Genomic DNA, 22,079 nt, shown 5'->3' on the forward strand with positions numbered 1-22,079 from the left:
TCCTTATGGTGTGCTCTCCTCGATACTGAGAGACACTTGATTTTCTTCTGCTTCAAATCGAATATGGGAGGGGCCATTGAACTCAATCGGCACATCGGCCTCCCCGTTGTCTTCTTCACTAACGTCCGCATAAGCCTGGATGTCGCTAGGGTTCATACGCTCGAGTCTTGCCGAAGAACCATAGGCGGTCACCGTTACCGTCGATGCTTCTGAAAACGTAACGTTTTCATTGCTGCCCTCTCCTGTGATCGTAATGGGAACGTTCGGGAATGTTCGTTCCTCTTCATCCTCCACGCTCACGCTAGCCGTCACCTCTTCAGGCTCGACTCGCTCCATTTCATCTGGCACGGTAAGCGGGACGTCCACATCGCCAGATTCCTCGATCTCTTCAAGGGAAACGGGCTCACTCTCCACGAATTCCACCTCTTCTAATTCATCAGCTGGGCCGTAGACAGTGACTTCGCTCGGCTCAATCGTTACCTCGTCAATCGCCAGTCCATCCGGCATCTCGCCTTCCCTCATCATCCTCACTGGAACAAGCGTATTGGGGCTTGTGACCGGCACATTCACATTAACGAAAGCGGGTTCTGGGGAGAGCTCCATTTCGTCCCCTAATTCATTAAACAAACGGACCGGGTACTCATCGTCAACCGTTTCACTTGCCCCGTCCATATCGACAAACACTTTGGCCTCGGCGACTTGTTCGACGATATCTCGGCCTGCTGTTACATCAACATTGACAGGTGTCACGACCGGTGACCCTTCGGTATAGCCTTCCTCAATGCCGTCTGTGTTCATCAATTCCACGCGCACAGGCAAAGATCTCGTCTCTTTTTCCTGCAGTTCAATCCGGGCCACCTGAGGAACGACGCTAACGGTCAAATCGCTCGGAAAGCCTCTGGTTTGGATGGCAATGGCGTGCTCTCCTTCCGTTTCCTCCGTTGCATCCACAAAGACTTCATACGACTGGCTAAAGGAGGCCTGAAATATCGCAAGCGCCACTTGAGAGCCCTCTAGCTGCACACGCACGGTCTCCGGTTGATCGATGAGTTCATACCGATCTTCGTTGTAATGCACCTCAAGCTCAACATCCTCTAGCGTATACGAGACATCATTCGCAGGCGGCAGAAGGGACGGAGATCCCAAGTTTTCTTGGTTGACTGCCGCAAATAACATCAGAGCAATGAAAAAGGCCATGATCCGCACAAACCAACGGCTATTAAACAGTTTATCCATTTTTCTTCCCACCCCAATGCCAGCGCGTCCCCGCCTGGCGAGGCTCTGAAACAAGGTCTTGCTCCAGCATTTCTCGAAGCTGCGTGTCCGTTAACTCACGGTAGAGCGTCCCGTTTTTTGAAACCGAGATGCTTCCCGTCTCTTCGGACACAATTAACGTTAGACAGTCCGTCACCTCGCTGACGCCAAGCGCTGCCCGGTGGCGTGTCCCTAAGTCTTTTGAAATCGTTGAATCCTGCGACAGGGGCAGGTAGCACCCTGCAGCGACGATCTTGTCCTCTCTTAACACCACCGCTCCATCGTGAAGCGGCGTGTTTGGGATAAAGACATTGATCAAGAGCTCTGAGGAAAGCTCCGCATTCATCTTAATCCCAGTTTCCGCATAATCGTTCAGACCTGTTTCCCGTTCAATCGAAACCAGCGCCCCGATCCGACGCTTTCCCATGTATGTAGCCGCCTTGACAATGGCATCCACCATTGACTGGGCGTTGTTATTTTTAGGTGCGGAACGACTTGTGAATAAGCGGCTTCGACCGAGCTGTTCCAAGCCACGACGCAGTTCTGGCTGGAAGATGATAATAACGGCAAGCAACCCAAACGTGGCTGTTTGCCTCACTAGAAATTCAAGCGTGCTTAAACCAAAGAAATTACTAACAAACCAGATCACAAAAATAACCGCGATCCCTTTCACCAACTGAACCGCTCTTGTGCCCCGTATAATCATCATGAGTTTATACACCACGTATGTCACAAGCAAAATATCAATCACTTGCCCGACATACGTCAACCAGGGCAGTCCTTCAAACTCAAAGGAAAACATAATTGTTCCTCCATAGCGTAAAACTTTCTTCAGCGGAGCCAATTCTCCACAAATCGTTGGTCGCCTCCAGGGCCTCCACCTCTTTTTTTACGATTACCAAAAAAAGGAGCTTCCAAACATTACACGTCCTCTATTATACCATTAAATCATTAGAAAATTAAAGAGAGCCCTTGCCTTCCACAAGAGCTCTACGTAGCGCCTTCATCCTCTTCATTAAAAACAGAGACCACGTCGCCAAAGAAGCCTTTGATATGGTACCAGACCCACTCAAGCGCCTGATTGACCTCTTCAATCTCGCCTGATACCCGCTGCGGGGAGGCAAAATAAGGCTCACTATTAAGCAGAAGTACGTCGCCCTCCACTTCTCCTTCCAGGTGGAGCTCGCCATTGCGAACAACCAAATCCCCCTGAATCACCTCTCCCTCGGGAACAACAACTTGTCCCGACTCCTGATCCACCACAAAGTGTCCGCTTCCATCTACCGTCACCTGGCCACTATCATTCCACGCCGACAGAACAGCGGCGCCCATCATAAGAACGAATATCGCCGCAGCAACAAATAGAGGATGCCTTCGTAGGGCGAGCTTCCATTTCGCAGTCGAGTTCCTTTGTGGAAGCTTGCTCATTACAGACGTGGAAAAGCCTTGAGGCGCTTCAATATGAGAGGAGCTCTGAACAAAAGCGATCGCTTTTTTAAGTTCCTGCAAATGATCGGCACACGCTTCACAGCTTTCTACATGCTCGTATAATTGCTCTTTTTCAGCCTTGGTGATATTCCCGTCTAAATAACGGTGAATTAAGTCGTCGTGAGAATGACAATCACTCATGCTTCGTCCCTCCGATCTTAAACATTGCGCATCCTCTTCCGCAAAGCCTCACGTCCGCGATGAATTCGTGTTTTCACCGTAGGGACCGGCAAATCGAGAATGTCGCTAATTTCCTTAAGAGAAAGGTCTTCAATATATTTTAAAATAATGGCTGATCGGTACTTCGGCGGCAGCTTAATAATCTCGCCCTGAATCCATTCCTGCAGCTCAAGCGTGATCACCTGCTCCTCAGGCAGATCCTCATTTGCTTCCAATTGAGATTCATACGTCACCCCGTCCGTGCCCTTCACCACATCCTGCAAATGGAAGTCAGGCTTACGCTTGCGCAAACGGTCAATCGCTACATTCGTTGCAATCCGAAACAACCACGTCGAAAACTTGCGCTTCGTATCAAATTTATCAAGGTTCGTATAGGCTCGCAGGAAAGCCTCCTGCGCGATGTCCTGTGCGTCATGAGCGTGACCAACCATCCGATACGACACTTGGTAGACCTTATCCTTGTATAGGTCTACCAGTTCGGCAAAGGCTTGATCGTCTCCTTTTTTAATTTCTTTTATCAATCGATTTGTTAAGCCATCCATGCGATTTCCCCTACCTACACTCTTCTTACGAATACAGTCACGCAAAGTTTCATCTTGGTTGTTATCATACCATGATTTTTCCACTTTTCCCTAGAAAAATAAAGGGTTTTTAAAGGCGTGTATCGTACTATAACAAAAAGGAGGTAGGGTCATGTCGCATTCACAGAACATCCAGTGCTTATCAAACTGCATTGAGCTTGTTCGGATGCAGTTGAACAGTGCTGCTTCTACCCATCCATTAAGCTCAGAGCGTGTCATTTCTTTAAGCCGAGAGCTCGATCATTTGCTGAACGAGTACACAACCCTAACCGAGACGAGAAAAATGAATATATAACCCGAAAAGCGCAGGCGGGTTGGTTAGGAGCGAGGATTTTGGAAGGCCTGGACCAGAAATCCCGGTTTTGGATTTTAGGCCAGGACTGAAAAATCCCGAGCTCCTACCCGCCGGAGCTAGACAACCCGAAAAGCACAGGCGGGTTGGTCAGGAGCGAGGATTTTGGAAGGCCTGGACCAGAAATCCCGGTTTTGGATTTTGGGCCAGGACTGAAAAATCCCGAGCTCCTACCCGCNCCGAAAAGCACAGGCGGGTTGGTCAGGAGCGAGGATTTTGGAAGGCCTGGACCAGAAATCCCGGTTTTGGATTTTAGGCCAGGACTGAAAAATCCCGAGCTCCTACCCGCAGAAGCTAAACAAACAAGGAGTGTGCGATTGGTTTTCGCACACTCCTTGTTCCGTTGATCGTATGAGCCATGAAGGATTCGAACCTTCGACCCTCTGATTAAAAGTCAGATGCTCTACCAACTGAGCTAATGGCTCCTATGGCTGGGCTAGCTGGATTCGAACCAGCGCATGACGGAATCAAAATCCGTTGCCTTACCGCTTGGCTATAGCCCAACACAAAAGATGGTGGAGGGGGACGGATTCGAACCGCCGAACCCGGAGGGAGCGGATTTACAGTCCGCCGCGTTTAGCCACTTCGCTACCCCTCCACGAATGGAAAGTCGATATGGTGGAGGATGACGGGATCGAACCGCCGACCCCCTGCTTGTAAGGCAGGTGCTCTCCCAGCTGAGCTAATCCTCCGTAGCATGTCCTCTCGTAACATGAATATGTATCGGCTCCCTTTCACCTAAAGAGAAAGAGCCCGGCAACGTTCTACTCTCACAGGGGGAAGCCCCCAACTACCATCGACGCAAAAGAACTTAACGGCCGTGTTCGGCATGGGAACGGGTGTGACCTCTTTGCTATTGCCACCGGACGAAGAGTCAGTAAAACAACCAACGAAAAAATGACCCGTACGGGATTCGAACCCGTGTTACCGCCGTGAAAGGGCGGTGTCTTAACCACTTGACCAACGGGCCGTTCTCACTGACAACCAATATATTAACAAAAGACTAATTGAAACGCAAGCCTTTTTGTAAGAAACGCTGCAAATTTTTTCGCGATCTTTGCCCGAAATATCTCCAACGTCCGGCCCATTCCCCTGTAGACGCAAACGCTTGCTCATTATACACAACGAGACGCCCACTTTTGTCGCCAATCCCACGGATTTGCATAGGGTATAGTAATCCTAGCATAAAGGTGGTGTGTACACATGGGTTACTACGGAGGAGGTTATGGTGCCGGCTACGGCGGCTATGGCTACGGTCCAGTTGGTGGCGCTGGTTACGGCGCTGGCGGCGGATTTGCGCTAATCGTCGTTCTATTCATCCTTCTTATCATCATCGGCGCCGCATATGTGAGATAATCACACCATAGAGGTATGCGAGCCGCAGCAACGCGTAAAATGCAGCTGGGAAGTGCCTGTTTTTAAGCAGGCGCTCTTTCGGCTTGTCCAAAGACTTTCCCCCTTCAATCCGTTCACCAGCACCACAACGCTGCGCGAGCTTGAAAGCATGTATACATAGTTAATCACTCCCACCGCCGAGTACCGTCTTACCAGCATACACCGTCCAGCCGCTTCCGTTCTAATTGCTCCATTCAAACAGGACGGAGTGGTTTTATAAGCCGCGTCTCAAGTATGTCTTGAAGCAATGTGATCGTTTTGGCACTAGGCTCACGCCGTGATTCCCTTTTGCCAGCAACCGCAAACGTGATGTATAATGAAGGAACGTTAAATGAATGGTTGTTCATTCATAAGATGGAACGGAGGCCTTGCTTTGCTACTTGAAAAGAATCTAGAGAAGAATACTGTCAGCGATGTCCATATGGCCAACGGTTCAGTCAGGTTTCAGTCGGTCCACCTGAATGTCTATAGCTTCGTTACTGACGGAATCGTCATCGATGCGGGCGCCGTATCTTTAAAGAAACTGTTTCTCGACTTTTGGCAAGAGCAGCCTGTGGACGCCCTATACTGTACCCACATCCACGAGGACCACACGGGGTGCGCCGATTGGTTTCACCAACAACTGAACGTGCCCGTTTACTTAAATGAAACGTCGATAAAAGAAGCCTTAAAGGACGGAAGATATCCACTCTATCGAAAGCTTTTCTGGGGAACAAGAAAAGCTTTCCAGCCGTCCCCTCTTCCCGAACGTTTCCAATCACGCCATAGCGATTGGGTCAGCCTATTCACTCCTGGCCATTCCGCTGACCATACAGCTTTCTTAAACCAAACAACCGGACAGCTATTTTCCGGTGATTTGTATGTTCAAACAAAAACAAAGGTGATCATGGAAAGCGAATCGATTCCTGAAATCATTGATTCTCTTGAACACCTGCTAACCTACAATTTTACTGAAGTCTTTTGTAGCCATGCAGGGTATCTTCCGAATGGCAGACAGCACCTGCACGATAAGCTCGACTACCTGAGACAAATCGACACGGACGTTTGGCATTTCCACCAACAAGGCCTTACAGTCAACGAAATTCAACAGCGTCTTTTTCCGCGTAAATACCCTATCATCACGCTTTCAAATGGCCAATGGGACTCACAGCATATCATTACATCGATCTTAAAGAAGTGACAGAAGTTAATTGAGAAAGTTAGGGAGGTTTTGATAAACCAAAAAAGGGTACAGGTAAAGCAGCGTTTATGAATAAAACGTGACGTTTCCCTATTTGCCTAGAAACTGCATTGACAAATACTCATGATTAATTAATAATGGGTACATGATTATAATTACTATAAATTAAGCACTCGCTTAATAATCACTAGGAGGATTTCTTTTATGTCACTAATCGGTACTGAAGTACAACCATTCACAGCACAAGCGTACAAAAACGGTGATTTCATCGAAGTCACGGAAGAAAACCTAAAAGGAAAGTGGAGCGTTGTTTGCTTCTACCCAGCTGACTTCAGCTTTGTATGCCCAACAGAACTTGAAGACTTGCAAGGCCAATATGAAAGCTTACAAGAACTCGGGGCTGAAGTATACTCTGTTTCTACAGATACCCACTTCGTACACAAAGGATGGCACGACGCTTCTGAGAAAATCGGCAAGATCACGTATGCGATGATTGGCGACCCTTCTCAAACCATCTCTCGCAACTTCCAAGTGCTTAACGAAGCATCTGGTCTTGCGGACCGCGGCACATTCATCATTGACCCAGACGGTGTGATCCAAACGGTTGAAATTAATGCGGATGGCATCGGCCGTGACGCAAGCATTCTTGTAAACAAAATCAAAGCAGCGCAATACGTTCGCAACAACCCTGGTGAAGTTTGCCCAGCAAAATGGGAAGAAGGAACAGATACACTTACACCAAGCCTTGATCTAGTAGGTAAAATTTAAGGAGTGCAACGAAATGGTTCTTGATGCAGAGATTAAGTCACAATTACAGCAATACATGCAGCTATTAGAGAACGACATCGTCATTAAAGCCAACGCAGGTGAGGACAAGGTATCCACCGATATGCTTGCTCTTCTTGACGAGCTTACAGCGATGTCTTCTAAAATTACGGTTGAAAAAGCTGCTCTGCCAAGAACGCCAAGCTTCAGTGTAAATCGTGTCGGAGAGGACACCGGTGTCACATTCGCCGGTGTTCCTTTAGGTCATGAGTTCACTTCACTTGTATTGGCGTTGCTCCAAGTGAGCGGCAGACCACCGAAAGTCGATCAATCATTGATCGATCAAATCAAAGGCATTGAAGGTGAGTACCACTTTGAATCCTATATCAGCCTGACCTGTCACAACTGTCCGGACGTGGTCCAGTCTCTGAACACGATGAGCGTACTCAACCCCAATATCACTCATACCATGATTGATGGGGCGTCCTTTAAAGAGGAAGTCGACGGCCAAAACATCATGGCTGTGCCAACCGTGTTTTTAAACGGCCAACCTTTCGGAAGCGGCCGCATGAGTACCGAAGAAATCATTGGGAAAATGGGCATTGGCGTCGATGCAGAGGAACTTACAAGCAAAGACCCGTTTGACGTTCTTGTGGTTGGCGGCGGTCCAGCTGGCTCAAGCGCAGCCATTTATGCAGCACGTAAAGGCATTCGGACAGGCGTCGTCGCTGACCGCTTCGGTGGACAAGTTCTTGATACGTTAAGCATCGAAAACTTCATCAGTGTGCCACGTACAGAAGGGCCTAAGCTCGCTGCGAGCCTTGAAGAACATGTGAAAACGTACGACGTTGATGTAATGAACTTGCAGACCGCTAAGAGATTAGAGAAAAAGGACCTTTTTGAATTAACGCTTGAGAACGATGCGGTTCTCAAAGCGAAAACGATCATTCTCTCTACCGGTGCCCGTTGGAGAAATGTCGGCGTACCTGGTGAACAAGAATTAAAAAACAAAGGCGTTGCATACTGCCCTCACTGTGATGGGCCGTTGTTTGAAGGAAGAGATGTGGCGGTGATCGGCGGAGGAAACTCTGGGATTGAAGCGGCCATCGACCTTGCAGGGATTGTCAAACACGTGACTGTGCTTGAATTTGCGCCAGAACTAAAAGCAGACGGCGTCTTGCAAGATCGCGCACACAGCCTGCCAAATGTAACCATTATCACCAACGCACAAACAACGGAAATTACCGGTACGGACAATGTCAATGGCATTACGTACAAAGACCGTGCGACAGACGAAGAGCGTCATATCCCATTGGAAGGCGTGTTCGTCCAAATTGGGCTTGTTCCAAACACCGAGTGGTTGGATGAATCTGTTGAACGTACGCGCATCGGCGAGGTCGTTGTGGATAAGCAAGGCGCGACAAGCGTTCCTGGGCTCTTTGCTGCCGGGGACTGCACAGACAGTGCCTACAATCAAATCGTGATTTCCATGGGTTCAGGAGCCACCGCTTCTCTTGGAGCGTTTGACTACCTGATCCGGAATTAATGTAAAAAGCGCAGGCTAGTTCTACCCGCCGGAGCTAGACATAAAGCCGCATCGTTGCCTAATGGCAACGATGCGGCTTTATTATGCGAGCCACCGCAGGATATCCCTCCGCTTCTCCTCAGATCATCCCTCCCCTCGTAACAACACAATGCCAATCACCACCAAGACAAGCGATGCGGCCTGATACTTCGAAATCCTTTCTTTTAAATACAGCATCGATAATACCGCAACAAATAGCGCATGAGCAGCAAAAAGCGGCGAGACAATACTCACAGGCCCGTCTCGCAGAGCGATCGCATACAGCTGCATGCCGCCAAAAGAAAACAGGCCCGCCACAAGCCCCCATGCAAACCCTTTTCCTTTGCCAGCACTGCTTTTTTCCTTAGACTGCCTCACCAATATAATTGAAACCAGCAGCCCGAACGCATAAGCCACCATCAATATAGGAGTATTCGCAAGACTGGCCTCTTCCGTCGCCTTTAACCCTCCGTTACGCAAAAACATAAGGGCTGTCGCTAAGAAAACCAATGCATACCATACATTCCCTTTAATCGATATCCCTTCATTCGGATCAAATGGCAACGTGAAAATTGCCACACACACAAGAGCAATTCCACTATACTGCCAGACACTCAGCTGCTCCCCATAAAGAAGGACGCCAAAAAGCACAATAAGCAGGATGTTCGTATTCACAAGCGGCGACGTTAAGCTGGCCGGTCCGTACTCAAGAGCCCTCATGAAAAGAAGATTGCCATACGTGGAGCCCAGCCCAATAACGACCCCCGCTATAAGAATCCAAACGTTGATCTCCAAGCTATGTTCCAAGATGGCCACCAGCAGAAACCCGGCGGTCCCGCTCGCATAAAGTCCTGTTAGAAACGACATCGTGGGAAGCGACCAGAACGAGTTCACTTTCATAAAAAAGGAAGCGAGACCAAACACAAGTGCACTAGCGATTGCCCAAATAAACCACATAACCCTTTCCTCCCCGCTCTTCTCCTATTCTTCATCCTCATCCCGCTTGCCTTTAAACATGATTCAAAAATCCGTTACCAACATCTGAATAAGAGAACGAAAACAAAAATCACTTAAAACCACTTAACAAACCATGCAAATAAGCTTACAATAGCAAATGCAAGGAGGTGTTATCTATTTCACAAAAAAATCATCACGTCGTGCTTCATAACCCACAGGGAAAAGAGCGTCTAGGCTTAGTCCTTCTTCTTAGTTTGCTTGCCATGCTAGGCCCGCTTAACATTGATATGTATTTGCCAAGCTTTCCTGACATCGCAAGCGATTTAAATACAAGTGCCTCGCTCGTCCAGCTCAGTTTAACAGCAACTTTACTAGGACTTGCCATTGGCCAGCTTGTGGTTGGACCGATCAGTGACGCTAAAGGCAGAAAAAAGCCTTTACTTATTTCCATTTCTTTATTTGCTGTATCGTCGCTTTTATGTGCCCTCGCCCCCAATATTACTACACTGATCGTCGCTCGCTTCTTACAGGGCTTTACGGCCTCAGCGGGTGTTGTTCTTTCTAGGGCCGTGGTGAGCGATGTGTTTAGTGGACGAGAGCTGACGAAATTCTTCGCTCTCCTCATGGTTATTAACGCGGTCGCCCCAATGGCCGCTCCTATCGCAGGCGGAGGCATCTTGCTGTTGCCTTTTGCAAGTTGGCACACCATTTTCTTTGCTTTGGCTATCATTGGTCTTCTTATTGTATTGGTTATTGGCATGCGCCTCCAAGAAACGTTGCCGCCAGAGAAACGAACGCCGAGCTCCATTGGCCATTCTATTCGCACAATGGGCGATTTATTGAAAGACCGCTCTTTTTTGGGGTATGCCTTAGTGGTAGGGTTTATCCACGGAGGCAGCTTTGCCTATGTATCCGGAACCCCTTTTGTGTATCAAGACATTTACAACGTCTCTCCTCAAACCTTTAGTATCCTCTTCGGTATTAATGGACTCGCAATTATTATGGGGAGTTACTCGATCGGCCGTCTTAGCGGGAAGATTCATGAAAGAAGTCTGCTTCGAACTGCCGTTATTACCGCCGTATCTGCAACGGCCCTTTTACTTCTGATGACCATCATTAAAGGGCCTTTGTTTACACTCGTCATCACCATTTTCATCTACATGACATCCATGGGGATGATTGTCACTAGTTCGTTTACGCTTGGCATGGAAAATCAAAAACACCGGGCGGGCAGTGCAAGTGCCTTGTTAGGGATGCTCCCGCTGCTGCTGGGTTCCATCTTCTCACCGCTAGCCGGAATTAATGAGGAATCAGCCGTCCCCATGGGGGTCATATTGTTTAGTACCTCTGCTATTGGTTTTGTCGCCTTTTTTACGTTAACAAAAAAGAAAAACGCTTCGGATCAAGAGAAAGATGCAAAAACCACTTAAGCCAATCCTTTTAAAAAGGCAGGTGTTTGCGATGTACCAAGAGGAACGTTTAGTTAAAATTTTAGATTACCTCGACCGCCATAGCACCATCTCTAATCAAAACATATGTACATTGTTGAATGTATCAAGAGATACCGCAAGAAGAGACATTATTAAATTGGTCGAAGAAGGGGCCGCCATCCGAACACACGGCGGAATCGCCTCGCCTTCTTATAAGGAAGAAATCAAAGCTTATAAAGAGAAAGCCTACAAAGAACGGCTGACGACCGCTTCCAAACAGAAGTTAGCCATCGCGCAAGCAGCGTTCGCATACGTTCAAGACGATGACCTGTGCTTCCTTGATGTGTCCACCACTGTCCAATTTCTATGCGAGTCGTTAAAAGGCCCTCTAACCGTCTACACCCATTCGCTCGACAACGCAGAGGTCTTATCAACAAAAAAGGAAATCACCGTCCACTTGCTTGGAGGAAAGTTAAATCACAACAACCGTTTTTTCCATGACTTCACGCTCTCTTCCCAGCAGCTAGGTGCTATCTACTTTGATAAAGCTTTTTTCGGAGCCGCAGGGGTGTCTGAGGACGGCGTGTACTTTGTCAATCGTGAAGATGCTTCGATCAAACAAATCATCGCCAAGCGAGCGAGAAAGGTTTTTTTACTAACCGACGCTCAAAAATTTCATCAGCCCAGCCACTATAAGGGGTTTTCTTTCAAAGACATCGACACCTTAATCATGAACGAAGCGCCTTCCGATAAGTATAAAGACCTTCTAAAACAAAACAACGTGACGATTGAACTCACCCATTCCAATGAGTGACCTGCAAAAATGACTACTAGAGGAGGAGATCCCAATGAAAACAGAAACAGAAAAAATGGTAAACGGCGAATTATACAACCCCGAAGATGCAACGCTAGTTAAAGGAAGATTAAAAGCCCGCAGCTTAACACGACAATACAACCAAACCGACGAGACAGAATCGGAAAAAAGAATGGACTTGTTAAAAGAGTTATTTGGTTCAACCGGGCAACACTTGTCGATGGAACCCCCGTTCCGCTGCGATTATGGCACGAATATTCATGTAGGTGAACATTTCTATGCGAATTTTGATGCTGTCTTTTTAGATGTATGTGACATTCGCATTGGCAACAACTGCTTCATCGCCCCAGGCGTACACATTTACACAGCGACACACCCCATTGACCCAATGGAACGGTCATCTGGCGTAGAATTTGGCAAACCCGTCACCATCGGAAACGATGTATGGATTGGCGGAAGAGCCATTATTAACCCCGGCGTGACGATTGGCAACAACGTCGTGATCGCCTCAGGGGCTGTTGTCACAAAAGACGTCCCCGACAACGTGATCATAGGCGGCAACCCCGCAAGGATTATAAGAGTGATAGAGGCAAAGGATTAAGGGAGCGTTTATTGGGTGATCTAAAAAGAGCAAGTAAAGAGTTCATACGAGAAAAACCTGAGAAGCAACCACTCAGATCTCCTTTTTACCATCAATAGGTTTCTAAAAAGCTGACCCAATGTAGGTCAGCTTTTTAAATAGATGGTATTAGCTTAACAACTGTGCTACAGTGCCCATTTAAACAAAAAATAAGCTTCCCCACCACCGGAGAAACTCTTATGTATCAACGTTTTCAGCTAAGCTTCCAAGCGGACTTGAACCGCTGACCCCTTCCTTACCATTTCTGTGTGGTACTCGTTAGTAAATAGTAAGTGTTCCGTATAGTCTATAAGTAAAGGTAAATTCCAAGGAGTGATGTGCGCAAGTTGCTTTGTTTCCGCTCAGTTGTATTTATTGTGTTTGCATTTGGTTTGCAGTTACCATGACCATTCTTTAATTCTCATTGCTACCGACTATACAATAAGGAAGAACCGATTCCGTAAATACATTACCCGATTGAACCTTCCATTTCGAACTTGATTAATCAAGGGTTTCAAGATTCATCATCAATCTTTAAAACCCTTGTTTAATCAGTTTTCCTGACTATCAGCTTTTCAAGGTATGTTAAGAGGTTTTAAACGCCATCGGCACAAAATCGGCACGTGCCTCTCATGAATCATAAACTCCTTAGCGTTAGTTACAACCGGTTGAGAAAACTAGAGCGGGCACTTAACCGAACACTTTCATTCTAACATACTTTTAGTAAAAAATATTCGTGTTGGTTGACACACACATCTTTCTTGCACCTGCTTAAGTAAACACTCAAACTCCATCCAGCCTTCTTGTAAACGAAAAAATTCCTTTATTCTCAAGTCTTTATGTCAAGAAAGCGCCTCTTTAGCTTCATCATACACCATACTGTCATACCTCTTCCTTGTCCGATGCTCAGAATGGGATTGATCTTCGCTTGTTTGTTAAGAAAGCGATGCTTTTTCTGGTGCCTGAAAAAATCGAGGCTCTACGAGAAGCTCTTTTTCATCTTGTAATGTTAACTATCACACTCTTATTGAATCATAAATAATAAGTCGACAAACTCTATACCCTGACTTCTTTACTCCACTCCTTATAAAATTCTTCTACACTTTGGTACCTTTTGCTTTTTTCGCTTTGAGTTGCCTTATTTATAATCCCTCTCATTTGTTTGTTTAAATTCAACTGATTTAAGTCGGGAATCTCATGAGTTGATATTACTTCCATAATAATTTTACCTGCAGTATAAACAGTCGTACGTTGATCAATTTCACTTCCAATTATACGTTCTTCAGGAGCCTTTGTTCTTGAAGAGCCCCAAAATGACTCCCCTATATCATTTCGAATATTACTTTCTTTGAAATAATCAATGTCGATTACCTTTGTTATTCCTTTTTTTACATTGTACATCAAACTACCATCATAGAAATCTACAGCTGTATATCCCTTGTTTTCAACATGAATCAAGAAATCAAACATAACATCAAAAATTGAACATTTCTCTCTAAAAGTCAAATGCCTACTTTGATAATAAGATGATTTAGGATCTCTATATCTATCGTAATCATCAAAAGTCCAGTGAGGATACAGGTTAATGCCATCAAACCACTCGAAAACCAGTCCAAACCCTTTCTTGGTTTCAAATGAATCGTATAATTTTATTAATGATTGCTTTTTTAAATCATAATAAACCTGTTTCGATTTCTTTAGATTTATAACTGCCTTTTTTACATCTCCATTAAATAACATATTTTTCGCACCAGCATATTTAATAAATCTTTTTTCTCCATTTGTCTTTACCCCGAATGAAATATTACCAGAGTCTTGTTTATCAAAAACGCAAAAAACATCGTCATAATAATCCAACCAAGAAAAATCATGGTCCTCGCTTAATTCGATATCTACTCCTTTATAGTGCTTAATCAGCATCCTAAACCTCCATTTTTAATTTAATCAAATTTCAGAAGTAATAAGTTCCAATCAGATTCTACTATATTATTCCTAATTGTTACCTCATCGAATAGGTTCTCCTTATTTACTTTTCTAATGTTTTCTTTTATTTCATTTAAAAGTATCGAACATCAGAAGAATACTTCCAGGAGGAGCTAGCTCACTTAAGCGTTTAAACAAATGACCGAAGATTCGAAGGCGAGCGTTTTGCAACTTGACATGGAGCCTCTGCAGGCATGACCCCCAGCCAGGAAGCCAGGTTTTTAGGAAAACTGGCTGAGCCGACCAGGCTATCATGCCTGCCACTCCAGATAAAGTTACGCAGAGTTCCCCACTCTATTTAATCATTGGTTATAGACGTTCTACTTTTTTAAGGCTATGTATAACATTTACATCTTTATGGACTTTTTTATCTTTTCGATTTAACCAAACTCCCTTTAAGCCTGCTTTAGAACTTCCTATTGCATCAGTGTCCAGCCTATCTCCTATATATTAACATTCGCCTACTTTTGCATTTGCTTGTTTACAAGCTTCAAGAAATATTTCTGGATTTGGTTTAGACACACCAATTTCACTAGAAGCATAGATATTGTTAAAGTATTTTTTTACCCCTATATTATTTAGTTTTTCTAGCTGTTGAGAAAGATCGCCATTGCTAATTACCCCTAATCTATACCCATTACTTTTTAAAAATTCTAGGCAGGGAATGACGTCATCGTAGACTCTCCATCTATTTCTATACAACTCCAAATAACCATTGAATTTTTCGTCAGCTTGTTCTCCACTCAAGTCATAATTAAATAACTCTCGAATACGCATTCTTCTTTGTTCTCTAAATGAAAGTTCCTTACTTAGATATTTATTAAAATACTTTACCGATAAATAGTTCCATTTTTTTATGAACTCTTGTTTGCTATAATTTATATCTTCTACATACAAGTTAAAGAAGTCTATAGAACCTAATTCTTCCGCTTTATCATGATTAAGTATGGTACCATCTATATCAAAAAATATCATTTTATCCCTCTTTAAAATTTATTTGTTTTACTTACACAATAAAACCCATATTTCGCGCCTGTTTAGGCACATTTTTTATTTTTGGGCAGGGATTTGTCCTTCGCTTATCAAAGGTTAAAGGAACCCAAGCCATGAGGTGATTCCTTTGAGACCGTCGATGAAATGTTAAAAGCTTATAAAGGGCAGCAGACCGTGGAAAACCGCTTTCGTTTTCTCAAGAATCTTTTCTTTTTCGGACGGGTCTTCCTGTCAAAACCCCATCGCGTCGAGGCATTTGCCTGCGTGATGAAGATCAGTGTTATGGTGTACAGCCTCTTTGAATACCTCATTCGCAAAACATGGAAGGCGCCTCCGAACCGCTGAATTTAGTCGGTGGCGGCGGTCGAAAAAGTTTTCGTCCCACAGGGGAAGCCGTTCTGGAGCTGCTGGATACGGTCGACATCATGCAAATGGAAATCGATGGCCAGCGGAAGCGGTTCTTCCCGAAGGATGTGGAGCCGCAATTGCCACGCATTCTCGAATTGTTAGGCATGGATGCAAGGATTTATACCTAGCCAAGAAGCTCAAAAGCTGTCGAAATGAATAGCCCGTAACCTTGAACCGGGCATCCGTTTGCGCTTTTCGTGTCGAACGGACGAGAACGGCATCGAATTTTCGTTAAATGGAATCACGATCGCTGAAATTACCCCCATAGACAACTCTTCATAGGATAGCATTTAGTGGAATGTATGCTCTCACCGCGAAATCTGGGTTGTAAGCATCCCACATCGCAAAAAAGTACAAACAGGGATAAAACATAATCCATAGATAGTCGGTCTTTACGATTGCCATTTCAATATCTCCCTGAAAACTGGAAATGATCACTTCGTTGATATTTCCCAGCACATTGACCAAAAATAAACACCCATGTTTTTCTTATACAAATAGGTAAGGGCTTGAAGTTATCGCTCCCTTTTCCCCTGTTTACACCGCACGTAAGACTTTCACCGCATACGTCATGCCAACGAATCCAATTCCATTTAACCATCGGCATTTTGTGAGTGTGCCTCAATCCTTCCGTTTTAATAAGTTGGAGCCTTCCGTGGAAGGTGAACCTCTTTTAGTCTTACGGAAACCTAATTAACCGATAAAGAATTGCCTTGCACGATTAACTGCCTGACCTTTACCGAAATTGTGTGACCTCATTTTATTTGAGTCAGAAACGTTTCGTACCAACAATATGTTCCTATTCTTGAAGAGAGTACAAATCTATGTTATTTCAAAATTGCGTCCGTTTCAGGAAGATAGCACGTGCTTCAAACATAATCTAAAAGGTCATTCGATCTAGAAGCGGTGCCCGTATAAGTGGATGATATCCGTTGCCGTAAGGGTTCGATCGGTGCTTACCAAAATGTACAACTGATCGCCGTACTGAACTAAGACAAAGCGCAGTGCTTGATAGAACCCTTGCCCCTACAACAAACCGAGACATAGATAGTGCACGGTTTCTTCCTCGCCGTACATCCTCACCGTAGCCGATTGAAAGTCATCCGCACGGGATTGAAACAACGCCATGAGTTTGACGGCTTCCCCCTTTTTTTCGAGGACGTCCCCGCCCCTTCAGTATCTTCTTTTAAAAGGGTTATTTTTCCTGCAAGAGGAGAGAACTTTTCACTGTCCAGTGCAGAACATCTTGCCTATCTTGATACTTTAATGTATCAGCGTTTTTCTCTTATTTACCCTTTTTATCCAAAATGGATCGTAACTCTTGGATTTCTTCTTCTGAAAAAGAGTCTTCCTCAATAAATTGAATCAGCATAGACTTCATCGTTCCACCATGTATTTTTTTGATTAAAGACTGGGTTTCAGCACGTTGGCATTCGTCTTCAGAATATAAGGGGAAAAAGGTATAAACCTTCTTCTCCTTATTGACATCAATAACCTCTTTCTTCGTAAGGCGATCTAATAATGTGCGAATAGTTTTAGGGCTCCAATCGGTTTGTTCACGAATGGAGGCGATGACTTCATTTGCTGTTTGGGGTGCATTTCCCCAAAGCATCTTCATCACTTCCCATTCTGATTGAGAAATACTTGGTACTTTACGCGTCATTTCATTGTCCTCCCTTCCCTCGTTAATATACTTTTTTCTGATTTAAGATTTCCAACGTTATTTCTGCTGCTTTACTCCCGGTCGCATGATTGTTTTCTTCTATATGTGTAGCAAAGAAAAACGTATCATTTGGAGTCTCTACAAATCCGATAAATAACCCATTCCTGAGCTTTTCGTTAATAGCACCTGTTCCCGTTTTGCCGTACAATGTCCCATTGCTATTCTCTTCAAGCATCATAACATCTTTCAGAAACTGTATATGCTCTTCTTCAAATTCAAACCGATTGGTGTAAACATCTCGCAGTAATTGCACTTGTTCAATTAACGATATTTCAAGCGATGATTCTAACCAGTACTCTTCAGCACCCCCACTAAGATCGCGGTTCCCATATTCAACTTTGTCTAAATAGGCTTGGATATTCTCTTTATTCATTTGTCTGTCTAGTTCCTGAAAATACCAGGTCACAGAATGTTGCATAGCCGAAGGTAGGTCTTGATCTCTGTTCCATTCATTGTACGCAAATTGTTGATCATTCCAGCTTAACGTTGACTGATCGATGCTGATAATGTTTTGCTCAAGAGCGAATAATGCGCTAAATGGTTTGTAAGTGGAATTCGGGGACATTCTTTGCGTACTTTTCTTTTCATTATGAATGTAATAGTTATCATTCTCCATACTGTAAAGCACAAAACTACCTTCATATCCTCCAAAATAATCGCTCAAATCTTCATAGACGGCTCGATCATGGTCAACATCATAATAGTCATTAGGTTCAGCCGTTACAGCTGTAATGGGCACTTGGATTGAAATAAGTATACTCAAAAGTATAAAGGTGATAATACCCTTCCCTTTTTTCGGCAAATATTTCTCGTTATAATCTGCAATATTTTCAATTCGTTTCTTTAAATGAGGTTTTGAACCAAAGAATTGGTTCGTCAAATGGAAGTACGGAAACCGCGCATTCCGATGAGCAAAATTTATCAGTGTATGGCCATAATCTTTGTACGATTGCCGGTCCAGTGAATGCAAGACAGCAGCGTCACATGCGATTTCACGATCCAGTTTCATTTCTTTAAAAGCCCACCAAACAAAGGGATGAAACCAATACACGATCTGATACACCACAAATATATAATTAACGTGTACATGGTTGCTTTTGAAATGATGCAATTCATGCAACAAAATCAATTCGATTTCCCTTAGGGAAACATTTTGATCAAGGTCTTGTGGCAACAGAATATACGTTTTGAAGAATCCGAACGTAGTCGGAGATGTAACGAAGGGGGACTCTTTCATCACTAAGTCTTGGTTAATACCCAAACTTCTCTTACATCTGGCAAACAAATGATGGACTTCTTTATTATCAATGGTTGTAGAAGCATTTTTTATCCGATTCAGCCTGACTAGCGCTAGAACGGTAAAAACCCCGAAGAAAACCGTGCCTATCACCCATCCATAGAATATAGTATCACTTATGATTGTGAAGTCTAGACGGTTGACAGAGTAACTGAAGTCATTCAACCAGTTCCCGTTGTTAACCAAAGTATTCGTTTCTGAAAATCCGGAGGTACCCGTGCCTTGATTATTAACTTGAGGAACCGAATGGTTCCAATCTATATATTGGATGGGCAGAAAGGGGACCGTTAGTGAGAAGAGAAGAAAAAACCACATATAATACTTCCACTTAACATCTAATTTGCTTCCATAAAATTTTTTTATCAACAGGATAATGGCTATCGTAGCTGTAGAAAACACAAACGACAGAACCATAAGTAAAAAAAACACGCGATCTCTCCCTCTCTCCAAAAATCATCAAATCTTCTAGAGTATTATTTGTCATTGACACATTAAGACTACATATGTAATATTAAACTACACGTGTAATCTTAATCTTTCACTTCTGATTTTACACGATAATAACACGACAAGAAAGAGGTGAATGACAATGAAGTAATTCTTTTTCCATTTTCCAATGATGTTTAGGCGAACAAATCAAAATTATGATGTGAGGTTTTATGAATATGATAAGGATTACGAAAATGGCTGGTTCTTTTCTTTTTACTTTTGTTATTCTTATGGGTTGTGCAGACCAAGAGGAATCAGATCCGAGTGTTGACGAGTCTATAGAAGACACGAACAATGTGTTCAGTCAACTTGAGGAGGAATACGACGCCAACCTCGGTATTTACGCACTAAATACCGGCACAAATCAAATCATTTCCTATCGAGAGGATGAGCGTTTCGCCTATGCTTCTACACATAAAGCGCTCGCCGCGGGTGTACTGTTGCAGCAGAATGATGTCGATGAACTAGATCAAACAATCGGTATCACAAAAGATGACCTTGTGAATTATAATCCGATCACCGAGAATTATGTCGGTGAAGAAATGACACTGAAGGAACTGAGCGAAGCTTCGATGCGTTATAGTGATAACACTGCTGGTAACCTAATTCTGGAACAGATAGGTGGTCCTGAAGGCTTTAAAGAAGCGCTTCGTGATATGGGGGATGGTGTGACCCACCCTAAAAGAATAGAACCCGAATTAAATGAATTTATACCTGATGAGACCCATGACACAAGTACCCCTGAGGCGCTTGCACACAGCTTACAAAAGTTCACAATCGGAGACGCCTTGCCACAAGAGAAGCAGGAATTATTGACGGATTGGCTGAAACAAAATACAACCGGAGATCCTTTGATTCGAGCAGGCGTACCAGAGGATTGGGAAGTTGGTGATAGAACGGGTGCAGCATCGTATGGGACACGAAATGCTATCGCAATTATTTGGCCACCAAACGAAGACCCTATTTTTCTCTCTGTTCTTTCTAATAAAGACCAAGAGGACGCCGACTATAACGATGAGCTCATTGCAAGAGCAACCGAAGAAGTCATAAACCTTCTTGAATAGTGTGTAGAATATACGGTTAATAATAAAAAAACAAATTGAAAAAACCATTCATACTCGGAATTCCCCTTCTGGTTCCTGTGGTACAGACCATAAAAAAGTCAGTTCATTACTGCAATTCTTTAGTCACTAATCGCACCCGTTCGTATTATGAGTTCACCAGATCCTTTCTGGTTGAACTCTTTTTAGGTTCATTTAATGAAAGAGGTAGCCGGGGTAGAACGTTCGCGCCCGTGGGGCATAGACCCCGTCCGCAATACTGTTCACCCCCCCTACTTGTCCAAGCATGTTTGAGGCTGGTTGGGACAGCGATCCCGTATCACAAGCGAAGCTATGACACGGCAAGGCAGTTTTAGGGGCACCGGCAAGTACAGAAAAGGAACTAATATCAGCAATGAATCCCGTTATTAGCCTCGACATCGCCAAAGGCTTTAGAAGAAGATAAAGAAATCATTGAATTAGAAACGGTTGAGAAGCAATATGAAGTCCTAAGTGGCTTTAGTATGGACACACAAGTTCAAAATCTAGAAGCTTATATAAAGACAGATGAGGAGCAAGCTGATTGGTTAAACCAATTAGGATATAACTGGGTGCACGGCAATAGCAATCCAGGTTCACGCGTTAACCAGATATCAGATAGTTTCGAGAATACAAATGAAGAATACCGACTAGAGATGAACGACACTCGCAATATTAATATGGCAAACAAACTTGATGAAATCTTACAAAATGACAGTGGACAGACCTATTTTTGTATAGTCGGATCTTTACACGTTGTGATTGATCCAAGTATCCCAAGCGAACTCGGAGGAAAAAAGATACGATATTGAACGTGTCTATTAATGCTATGAAATAAGGCTTGATATACCAATGAGGCGGTTTTTTAATATTTTAAGGAAACTCCTTAGTTAGCGAAACAAGCTAGATAAAAAATCGATTTCTTTACGTTTGGGAATAGATTTTTTGTTACAATTTTCCTTAGCGTTGTAAATCTACATTTTCTTGACGCACCACTAGCGTATATTTTCCGCGTTTTGTTGGTAGGACCCCTGAGTTAAATATAACCGCACAGTTCCTAATTGCGCGATAGAATCTTTCAACACTTTATCCCAGTAAAGGTTTGCAATTTGTTTGCAAACCTCTTTTTAACCAAAAAAATAAGCTCCTCCATCACCGGAGAAACCCTTATGTATCAACGTTTTCAGCTAAGCTTCCAAGCGGACTTGAACCGCTGACCCCTTCCTTACCATGGAAGTGCTCTACCGGCTGAGCTATGGAAGCACAAAAAATGGCTCCACAGGCAGGATTCGAACCTGCGACCGATCGGTTAACAGCCGATAGCTCTACCACTGAGCTACTGTGGAACGAAATATGTAAGCCCGGCAACGTTCTACTCTCGCAGGGGGAAGCCCCCAACTACCATCGACGCAAAAGAGCTTAACGGCCGTGTTCGGCATGGGAACGGGTGTGACCTCTTTGCTATGGCCACCGGACCTGTGTAAGAGAAGGATTCTCTCAAAACTAAATCATGGCTCAACGTGAATCA

Annotated in this window: 19 protein-coding genes, 7 tRNA genes, 2 rRNA genes and 1 pseudogene; 11 read left to right on the forward strand and 18 right to left on the reverse strand. The window is 44.2% G+C overall.

Annotation, left to right across the window (positions count from 1 at the left end; translation table 11 throughout):
• Positions 1-3 precede the first annotated feature (3 nt).
• From AVZ68_RS03660 to sigW, 4 genes are all read right to left on the reverse strand, one after another.
• A complete protein-coding gene (locus tag AVZ68_RS03660; protein ID WP_059103183.1) occupies positions 4-1,236 on the reverse strand; it encodes a CdaR family protein in 1,233 nt (410 codons plus the stop codon).
• Positions 1,229-2,056, reverse strand: coding sequence for a diadenylate cyclase CdaA (cdaA, locus tag AVZ68_RS03665; protein ID WP_059103184.1), 828 nt, complete (start codon positions 2,054-2,056; stop codon positions 1,229-1,231). The genes AVZ68_RS03660 and cdaA overlap by 8 nt, the downstream gene beginning before the upstream one ends.
• Positions 2,057-2,244: 188 nt before the next feature.
• On the reverse strand, positions 2,245-2,883 hold the full coding sequence (locus tag AVZ68_RS03670; protein WP_059103185.1) for an anti-sigma factor family protein: 639 nt from the start codon (positions 2,881-2,883) through the stop codon (positions 2,245-2,247).
• Between the two features lie 17 nt (positions 2,884-2,900).
• Positions 2,901-3,464 (reverse strand): RNA polymerase sigma factor SigW, encoded by a 564-nt coding sequence (gene sigW, locus AVZ68_RS03675; protein WP_059103186.1) that lies wholly within the window; start codon positions 3,462-3,464, stop codon positions 2,901-2,903.
• A 151-nt stretch (positions 3,465-3,615) separates the two neighbouring features.
• On the opposite strand from sigW, the gene AVZ68_RS03680 reads away from it, so the two are divergent.
• Positions 3,616-3,798, forward strand: coding sequence for an aspartyl-phosphate phosphatase Spo0E family protein (locus tag AVZ68_RS03680; protein WP_059103187.1), 183 nt, complete (start codon positions 3,616-3,618; stop codon positions 3,796-3,798).
• Between the two features lie 409 nt (positions 3,799-4,207).
• On the opposite strand, the gene AVZ68_RS03685 is transcribed toward AVZ68_RS03680, so the two are convergent.
• From AVZ68_RS03685 to AVZ68_RS03710, 6 genes are all read right to left on the reverse strand, one after another.
• A tRNA-Lys gene (locus AVZ68_RS03685) sits at positions 4,208-4,280 on the reverse strand.
• A 3-nt stretch (positions 4,281-4,283) separates the two neighbouring features.
• A tRNA-Gln gene (locus AVZ68_RS03690) sits at positions 4,284-4,358 on the reverse strand.
• Between the two features lie 10 nt (positions 4,359-4,368).
• A tRNA-Tyr gene (locus AVZ68_RS03695) sits at positions 4,369-4,453 on the reverse strand.
• A gap of 18 nt (positions 4,454-4,471) precedes the next feature.
• Positions 4,472-4,547 (reverse strand) — tRNA-Val (locus AVZ68_RS03700).
• A gap of 59 nt (positions 4,548-4,606) precedes the next feature.
• Positions 4,607-4,722: ribosomal RNA gene (gene rrf, locus AVZ68_RS03705) — 5S ribosomal RNA — on the reverse strand.
• Between the two features lie 31 nt (positions 4,723-4,753).
• Positions 4,754-4,825: transfer RNA gene (locus tag AVZ68_RS03710), tRNA-Glu, on the reverse strand.
• Positions 4,826-5,058: 233 nt separating this feature from the next.
• Between AVZ68_RS03710 and AVZ68_RS19635 the strand changes: the two genes are divergently transcribed.
• The 4 genes from AVZ68_RS19635 (at position 5,059) to ahpF (ending at position 8,741) form a co-directional block, all read left to right on the forward strand.
• Positions 5,059-5,211, forward strand: coding sequence for a YjcZ family sporulation protein (locus AVZ68_RS19635; RefSeq protein WP_082676280.1), 153 nt, complete (start codon positions 5,059-5,061; stop codon positions 5,209-5,211).
• Positions 5,212-5,623: 412 nt separating this feature from the next.
• Positions 5,624-6,430, forward strand: a complete 807-nt coding sequence (locus tag AVZ68_RS03715) for an MBL fold metallo-hydrolase (protein ID WP_059103215.1) — start codon at positions 5,624-5,626, stop codon at positions 6,428-6,430.
• Positions 6,431-6,634: 204 nt separating this feature from the next.
• Complete coding sequence (gene ahpC, locus AVZ68_RS03720; protein WP_059103188.1) at positions 6,635-7,198, forward strand: alkyl hydroperoxide reductase subunit C; 564 nt, start codon at positions 6,635-6,637, stop codon at positions 7,196-7,198.
• Positions 7,199-7,211: 13 nt separating this feature from the next.
• Positions 7,212-8,741, forward strand: a complete 1,530-nt coding sequence (gene ahpF / locus AVZ68_RS03725) for an alkyl hydroperoxide reductase subunit F (RefSeq protein ID WP_059103189.1) — start codon at positions 7,212-7,214, stop codon at positions 8,739-8,741.
• A gap of 123 nt (positions 8,742-8,864) precedes the next feature.
• On the opposite strand, the gene AVZ68_RS03730 is transcribed toward ahpF, so the two are convergent.
• Positions 8,865-9,716 (reverse strand): DMT family transporter, encoded by an 852-nt coding sequence (locus AVZ68_RS03730; protein ID WP_059103190.1) that lies wholly within the window; start codon positions 9,714-9,716, stop codon positions 8,865-8,867.
• A 200-nt stretch (positions 9,717-9,916) separates the two neighbouring features.
• On the opposite strand from AVZ68_RS03730, the gene AVZ68_RS03735 reads away from it, so the two are divergent.
• The 3 genes from AVZ68_RS03735 to AVZ68_RS03745 are packed head-to-tail and all read left to right on the forward strand — an operon-like array spanning position 9,917 to position 12,561.
• Positions 9,917-11,146, forward strand: a complete 1,230-nt coding sequence (locus tag AVZ68_RS03735; protein ID WP_059103191.1) for a Bcr/CflA family efflux MFS transporter — start codon at positions 9,917-9,919, stop codon at positions 11,144-11,146.
• A gap of 31 nt (positions 11,147-11,177) precedes the next feature.
• A complete protein-coding gene (locus tag AVZ68_RS03740; RefSeq protein ID WP_082676290.1) occupies positions 11,178-11,960 on the forward strand; it encodes a DeoR/GlpR family DNA-binding transcription regulator in 783 nt (260 codons plus the stop codon).
• A gap of 34 nt (positions 11,961-11,994) precedes the next feature.
• Positions 11,995-12,561: a sugar O-acetyltransferase gene (locus AVZ68_RS03745; protein WP_059103193.1), complete on the forward strand. Its 567-nt coding sequence runs from the start codon at positions 11,995-11,997 to the stop codon at positions 12,559-12,561.
• A 1,074-nt stretch (positions 12,562-13,635) separates the two neighbouring features.
• Here AVZ68_RS03745 and AVZ68_RS03750 read toward each other — a convergent pair.
• Together AVZ68_RS03750 and AVZ68_RS03760 are read right to left on the reverse strand one after the other, a co-directional pair.
• Positions 13,636-14,499, reverse strand: coding sequence for a hypothetical protein (locus AVZ68_RS03750; RefSeq protein ID WP_059103194.1), 864 nt, complete (start codon positions 14,497-14,499; stop codon positions 13,636-13,638).
• A 513-nt stretch (positions 14,500-15,012) separates the two neighbouring features.
• Entirely contained in the window at positions 15,013-15,537 is a 525-nt protein-coding gene (locus AVZ68_RS03760) for an HAD family hydrolase (protein ID WP_059103196.1), read from the reverse strand.
• Between the two features lie 159 nt (positions 15,538-15,696).
• Between AVZ68_RS03760 and AVZ68_RS21140 the strand changes: the two are divergent.
• Positions 15,697-16,091, forward strand: a pseudogene (locus tag AVZ68_RS21140) (IS1634 family transposase); the annotation flags it as partial.
• A 1,157-nt stretch (positions 16,092-17,248) separates the two neighbouring features.
• Here the strand turns inward: AVZ68_RS21140 and blaI are convergent.
• Together blaI and AVZ68_RS03775 are read right to left on the reverse strand one after the other, a co-directional pair.
• Positions 17,249-17,626: a penicillinase repressor BlaI gene (gene blaI, locus AVZ68_RS03770; RefSeq protein WP_059103198.1), complete on the reverse strand. Its 378-nt coding sequence runs from the start codon at positions 17,624-17,626 to the stop codon at positions 17,249-17,251.
• A gap of 22 nt (positions 17,627-17,648) precedes the next feature.
• The gene (locus AVZ68_RS03775; RefSeq protein WP_059103199.1) at positions 17,649-19,412 is read right to left on the reverse strand and encodes a BlaR1 family beta-lactam sensor/signal transducer; all 1,764 of its coding nucleotides are present in this window, start codon (positions 19,410-19,412) and stop codon (positions 17,649-17,651) included.
• Positions 19,413-19,666: 254 nt separating this feature from the next.
• On the opposite strand from AVZ68_RS03775, the gene bla reads away from it, so the two are divergent.
• Together bla and AVZ68_RS03785 are read left to right on the forward strand one after the other, a co-directional pair.
• The gene (gene bla, locus AVZ68_RS03780; RefSeq protein ID WP_437182673.1) at positions 19,667-20,536 is read left to right on the forward strand and encodes a class A beta-lactamase; all 870 of its coding nucleotides are present in this window, start codon (positions 19,667-19,669) and stop codon (positions 20,534-20,536) included.
• A gap of 449 nt (positions 20,537-20,985) precedes the next feature.
• Positions 20,986-21,363: a TraB/GumN family protein gene (locus AVZ68_RS03785; protein ID WP_245628051.1), complete on the forward strand. Its 378-nt coding sequence runs from the start codon at positions 20,986-20,988 to the stop codon at positions 21,361-21,363.
• A 378-nt stretch (positions 21,364-21,741) separates the two neighbouring features.
• On the opposite strand, the gene AVZ68_RS03790 is transcribed toward AVZ68_RS03785, so the two are convergent.
• The 3 genes from AVZ68_RS03790 to rrf (AVZ68_RS03800) form a co-directional block, all read right to left on the reverse strand.
• Positions 21,742-21,814: transfer RNA gene (locus tag AVZ68_RS03790), tRNA-Thr, on the reverse strand.
• Positions 21,815-21,822: 8 nt separating this feature from the next.
• A tRNA-Asn gene (locus tag AVZ68_RS03795) sits at positions 21,823-21,897 on the reverse strand.
• Positions 21,898-21,910: 13 nt separating this feature from the next.
• A 5S ribosomal RNA gene (gene rrf, locus AVZ68_RS03800) occupies positions 21,911-22,026 on the reverse strand.
• Positions 22,027-22,079: the final 53 nt, after the last annotated feature.

It is taken from the genome of Shouchella shacheensis (genome assembly GCF_001484965.1).
GTDB lineage: Bacteria > Bacillota > Bacilli > Bacillales > Bacillaceae_D > Shouchella > Shouchella shacheensis.